Annotated in this window: 5 protein-coding genes and 1 tRNA gene; all 6 read left to right on the top strand. The window is 48.7% G+C overall.

Annotated elements, in window-relative coordinates:
- Positions 1 to 91 precede the first annotated feature (91 nt).
- On the top strand, positions 92 to 1,234 hold the full coding sequence (locus HY879_23400; protein ID MBI5606291.1) for an acyl-CoA dehydrogenase family protein: 1,143 nt from the start codon (positions 92 to 94) through the stop codon (positions 1,232 to 1,234).
- 246 nt (positions 1,235 to 1,480) lie between these two features.
- Positions 1,481 to 1,591 (top strand): selenobiotic family radical SAM modification target peptide, encoded by a 111-nt coding sequence (locus HY879_23395; GenBank protein MBI5606290.1) that lies wholly within the window; start codon positions 1,481 to 1,483, stop codon positions 1,589 to 1,591.
- Between the two features lie 175 nt (positions 1,592 to 1,766).
- Positions 1,767 to 3,347 carry a selenobiotic family peptide radical SAM maturase gene (gene sbtM / locus HY879_23390; GenBank protein MBI5606289.1) on the top strand — a complete coding sequence of 527 codons (1,581 nt, stop codon included), beginning with the start codon at positions 1,767 to 1,769 and terminating at the stop codon, positions 3,345 to 3,347.
- Between the two features lie 187 nt (positions 3,348 to 3,534).
- On the top strand, positions 3,535 to 3,699 hold the full coding sequence (locus HY879_23385) for a zinc ribbon domain-containing protein (GenBank protein MBI5606288.1): 165 nt from the start codon (positions 3,535 to 3,537) through the stop codon (positions 3,697 to 3,699).
- 274 nt (positions 3,700 to 3,973) lie between these two features.
- Positions 3,974 to 4,048: transfer RNA gene (locus tag HY879_23380), tRNA-Thr, on the top strand.
- A gap of 63 nt (positions 4,049 to 4,111) precedes the next feature.
- On the top strand, positions 4,112 to 4,282 hold a 171-nt coding region (locus tag HY879_23375), incomplete at its 3' end, for a hypothetical protein (GenBank protein MBI5606287.1).

The following is a 4,282-nucleotide window of genomic DNA, read 5'->3' as shown; positions in this document are numbered from 1 at the left end:
TCGGCGGAGCCGAGCGGGCCGAGCGGCTGAACCCTCGAATCCTGGAATCCTTGAACCCTATTTTCGTAATAAAGTAAAGGAGAATAACACCATGGAAATTCTAAACTATACCGAAGAACACCGAATCTTTAGAGAATCAGTCCGGAAGTTTTTGGAAAAAGAGGTTTCCCCTTATGTGGAAGAATGGGAAGAAGCCAGGATCGTTCCCCGGAGTATCTGGAAAAAAATGGGGGACCAGGGATTTTTGTGCATGGATGTTCCCGAAGAATACGGTGGATTAGGGGCCGACTTCCTCTATTCGGTCATCGTCAGCGAAGAATTGACCCGGACCAATTGCACCGGTCTGGCCGCCCCCTTGCACAGCGATATCGTCGTCCCTTATATCACCGCCTTTGGCTCCGAAGAATTGAAAAAGAAATACCTGCCGGGATGCGTTTCCGGAGATATCATTTCAGCCATAGCCATGACCGAACCGAATACCGGTTCGGACCTGGCCGCTATCCGGACCAATTTCATAGAGGACGAGGATTCTTTCATCATTAACGGCCAGAAGACCTTTATCTCCAACGGCATCAACTGCGACCTGCTGATCCTGGCCGCCCGGGACCCCAGGACGGAAGATCCCCATGCCGCCCTCTCCCTCTTTCTCGTTCCGGCCGGAACCCCGGGATTTGAAAAAGGGAAAAAAATCAAAAAGATCGGCTGGCACAGCCAGGACACGGCCGAGCTCTATTTCACCGATTGCCGCATCCCCAAAGACCATATCCTGGGCCAGAGGGGTGCGGGCTTTTACATGCTCATGGTAAAACTCCAGCAGGAACGTCTGGTCTGCGCCACCGGTGCTGTGGCTGCGGCCGAACGCATACTCGAAACCACCCTGCCCTACGTCAAAGAACGGAAGGCCTTCGGCAAGCCCATTTCAAAATTTCAGGCCAATCAGTTCAAAATCGTCGAAATGGCCACGGAAATTAAATTAGGCCGGACCTTCCTGGACAAATTGATCGCCGATCACATGGAAGGGAAAAATATCGTCACCGAGGTCTCCATGGCCAAGTACTGGACGACCGAGATGGCCCACCGGGTGGCCGATCATTGCCTCCAGCTCCATGGGGGTTACGGTTATTGCGAGGAATACGCCATTGCCCGGGCCTGGCGGGATACCCGGGTCATGTCCATCTTCGCCGGCACCAACGAAATCATGAAGACCATCGTGGCCAAGATGATGGGGTTATAAATCCGTTACTCGTTACTTGTTACTTGTTACTCGTTTTAACCAGAAACCAGTAACGAGTAACAAGTAACGAATGACCAATAGACTCCTGTAGTTTCAATATACAGCCTTTTTATAAAAAATACAGCCTTCGCATTATTCAATTTCCCCTTCCTTTTCGATAAAATTAAGAAAATTAATAGTTCTTGAAAATCGAGCGGAATCCATCTTGTTTACTCAATCCGAATTTAAAAAGGAGGTGAGGTGCGCATGGATAAAAAAGAGCTGAAAAAGCTCTTGGCAGGAGTGAGTATCGCCGGCCTGCTGACCGGAGTAGCGCTGTTTGCTACTGGTTGTGTCACCAATGGAAAAAGTGCTTGAGGGGGGGACAAGCCGGGTGCAGGTAGTACCCAAGACCCAAAATCTCCAGGCCAGAGCAGTTGAAGCGGGAAAAAGTAGTGCCGTGGGCACTATCCATCCCAAAACCCTTTAGGGCGACCTCTTAACCTAACGAAAGTTATCCGTTTTGAGGTTGCCCGGTTATTACCTTATCAGGATGAAACTTAATCGAATATTTCCAGTCAGCCGTTCCCTGGTGTCCAAAGAAACCTGGGAGGAGATCAAAAAGATCTGGGAAAAAAGCCAGGACGCGGATAATCTTCCGGATAGCTTTTTTTCAGAAATTGCCTCTTTACGGTTACCGGGGGCCATACCGGATCTGATCCGATTGGAATTGGCCATCTACCAAACCCAAAGAAAACCAGCGGATTTTCCAAAAGAATCCGAAAAAATAGCCCTTAACCCTACCTTACAGGTCTTATCCCTTTCCTGGAAAAATTTACCGCTTTTCATCAAGCAAAAAGGCCTTCAAGCCCCTTCTTCGATTCAACTCGGCCCGGAATGGGTTTTAATTTGGCAAGATCCCAACTCCAGGAAATTACAGTTCGAAACCGCCTCTGATGAAGAACTCCTGGCCCTTAAGATGCTCGTGGAAGGGTTGGAAGTCGAAGAAGTGGCCCGAATGGGCAGCCTCCCCATAACCCACGTTGAGAAGGCCATCGACCGATCCGTTGCCAAGGGCATTCTCATCTCATCGCCTTCTAAGATTCGTCGGGATCCCCAAATCTTTCCTCAGGGGAAAGTCACCCAGGAACATTTTTTTTCTTCCCCTGTCTTTACCCTCCAGTGGCATATTACCCAAGCCTGCGATCTGCATTGCCTGCATTGCTATGATCGAAGTTCGCGGCTTGCGTTATCTTTAGGTCAATCACTGGAAATATTGGAGGATCTACGCCATTTTTGTCGCAGTCAAAACGTCAGAGGACACATTTCCTTTACCGGAGGCAATCCTTTTTTAAATCCTAACTTTTTCGCAATCTACCAGGCGGCCTTTGAAAAAGGTTTTTCCGTGGCCATTCTCGGGAATCCGGTGGCTCAGGAAAAGATCGAAAAAATTTCATCCATCCAAAATCCCGCTTTTTATCAAGTCAGCCTGGAAGGCTTGCCGGAACACAATGATCATATGCGCGAGAACGGTCACTTCGACCGGACCCTGCGCTTCCTGGCCCTTCTCAAGGATCAGGGCATTTATTCCATGGTAATGCTGACCCTGACCCGTGATAACCTCCACCAGGTTTTACCGTTGGCCGAGATATTGCGCGATAAAACCGAGGCCTTTTTCTTTAACAGGCTCTCCATGGTCGGAGAGGCCTCGAAGCTCCTTTTGCCCACGCCGGGAGAATTTCAACAATTTTTACGAACCTACCTTCAGGCATCCAGGGAAAACCCGATCTTGGGCCTCAAGGACAACTTATTCAATATTCTTTTTTACCAAAACGGCGGGGAGCTCTTTGGCGGCTGCGCCGGTTACGGCTGTAGTGCGGCCTTTAATTTTCTTACCTTGCTGCCTGATGGAGAGGTGCATGCCTGCCGCAAGTTTCCTTCCCCCATCGGAAATATATCGAACCAGTCCTTTGAAGAACTCTACACTTCGAAAAGGGCCAAAGAATATCGGGCCGGATCCAAAGCCTGTGCCCCCTGCCCTATCCGTCCGGTCTGCGGCGGCTGCCTGGCCGTATCCTCCAGCCTGGGTCTCGACATTTTTGAAGACCGGGACCCCTTTTGTTTTTTTGAATAACTAGGGGCTTTATTTATTAGACCGGACATGATATTATTTGACAGGTTTATGAAAAGTTCGATTCGGATGCTCCCGGGACATTGTTTCCTGTCATGATTCGGGGGATTGGGGGCCAGGAAAGCAGGGCGTTTAAATCAGAGGTTTGGGATCTTTTCCATCGATTTTTTGAAAAGAAGGAGTCTCCATTATGCCCACCTACGAATATTTCTGCAAAAAATGTAATGAGTCTTTTTCTGTGATTTTAAGCATCAAGGAGCATGAAGAAGAAAAGGTGCAATGCCCGAAATGCGGGGGGAAAGAAATCGAGCAGCAGATCTCCCATTTTATGACCAAGACTTCCAGAAAAAGCTAAATTATTCCGGCAGGCAACCTTCTTTCAACCCTCCAGCGGGCCATTGAGGAGGACACTGCAAACTTTTTCTTTTTCCCCCACTACCCTAAACCGAAAAGCCCGCTTTCCCTCTCCAAACTAAACCCTCATGCCCTCGGGGGCACCACGAAGTATGAAAATTGTTTTCGCCGACCCCCGATCCCTGACCCCCGATCCCTGAACGTTATTTTCGAACTAAATTATCTCCAATCCATATATTGACAATTCCGATCAAATATGGAATTATTCTCTTCAAGCCGGCGTAGCTCAGGGGTAGAGCAGCTGATTCGTAATCAGCAGGTCGCGGGTTCAAATCCCATCTCCGGCTCCATTTATTAAGAAAAGTTAGGGTTCAGCAATCAGCGATCGGGATGTAGCAAGCCCATTATCATTTATGAAAGCTGCAGTTAAAAAGATAACCGAACAGGTCCAGGCCCTTCCGAAAAATGAGTTGGATGAATTCCTTTCCTGGCTCACGGATTACGAAATAAGCCATTTGGACGAATGGGATAAAGAGATCGCGCGGGATTCTCAAAATGGCGGCCTCCTGAACCCCATTATAAAG

Source organism: Deltaproteobacteria bacterium (assembly GCA_016219225.1).
GTDB lineage: Bacteria > Desulfobacterota > RBG-13-43-22 > RBG-13-43-22 > RBG-13-43-22 > RBG-13-43-22.
Note: the sequence above shows the minus strand (reverse complement) of the source record. Positions and strands in the feature narration are given on the sequence as shown.